Origin of the sequence: Pseudoalteromonas sp. S1612 (genome assembly GCF_005887175.1) — a bacterium.
GTDB classification, from domain to species: Bacteria; Pseudomonadota; Gammaproteobacteria; order Enterobacterales; family Alteromonadaceae; genus Pseudoalteromonas; species Pseudoalteromonas undina.
Genome location: NZ_PNDH01000074.1, coordinates 1 through 1,044 on the forward strand (window position 1 = coordinate 1; position 1,044 = coordinate 1,044).

Sequence of the window (1,044 nt, forward strand, 5' to 3'; positions counted from 1 at the left end):
AAGAAATTTCAGGCGCGGGATGGAGCAGTCTGGTAGCTCGTCGGGCTCATAACCCGAAGGTCGTCGGTTCAAATCCGGCTCCCGCAACCACTGAAGTAACATGTTTTATTAAATCGACACTCTATAAGAGTGTTTTTTTATGCCTAAAATTCATATTCCCTCACGCTATTTTTAACACGTATACCTGCTGTTCTTTTCTAATTCTACTTTTTGAAAGTGTTATTGCTGAATATTTAGTATGCTATGCACTAAACTCTTTAAAACTTTTTGTAATCAAAATTATGACTGAACTTTATCACTGGTTTGATTTAATAGGTGTGGCGGTATTTGCTATCTCAGGCACCTTGGTAGCCTATGAAAAGAAAATGGATGGCTTTGGTGTAGTTGTACTTGCAACTGTTACGGCTATTGGCGGCGGTACCGTTCGCGATGTGATACTCGACCAGCCCGTATTTTGGTTACACGACCAAAGCTACTTCTACGCTATTTTGGTGGCGGTTCTGGTTACTACACGACTGATCAATAAGCAAAAATCCATTCCATACTATGTATTGCAAACCGCTGACGCGTTTGGCTTAGCCTTTTTTGCGGTCATGGGAGCGCAAAAAGCGCAATTGGCTGGTATGCCAGATATGACGGTTGTGATTATGGCTGTAATAACCCCCTGTTTTGGTGGGCTTATTCGCGACGTGCTTGCCCGCGATATTCCAATGCTGCTTAAAGGTGAGCTGTATGCTATTACCTGTATTGCTGGTGGCATTGTCTATACATTAAGTATCAACCTATCGTTAACGGTGGAAGTGGCAATGATTCTGAGTATGCTAATGACCTTATTGCTACGTTTTTCGGCGATTAAATGGAAGATTATATTACATGTTTTCAAATATCCTGACTAAACTGTGTAAATACAGCTGTTAACTAGGGCCTGTTGACCTTTGCGGATTAAAGTTTGTTCAAACTAGGGGCGATTTAATCGCGGCGCGAGGTTTGTAACCTAGTGGACTAAGTGAAAACCGAGCAACAAAGAGTAAATCGCTCCTAGGC

1 protein-coding gene and 1 tRNA gene are annotated in these 1,044 nt (G+C 42.0%); both read left to right on the forward strand.

Going from position 1 to position 1,044, the window contains the following annotated elements:
* Nucleotides 1-13: 13 nt before the first annotated feature.
* Nucleotides 14-90 (forward strand) — tRNA-Met (locus CWB78_RS17985).
* Nucleotides 91-281: 191 nt separating this feature from the next.
* The gene (locus CWB78_RS17990) at nt 282-896 is read left to right on the forward strand and encodes a trimeric intracellular cation channel family protein (RefSeq protein WP_008108278.1); all 615 of its coding nucleotides are present in this window, start codon (nt 282-284) and stop codon (nt 894-896) included.
* The last annotated feature ends 148 nt before the right edge of the window (nt 897-1,044 follow it).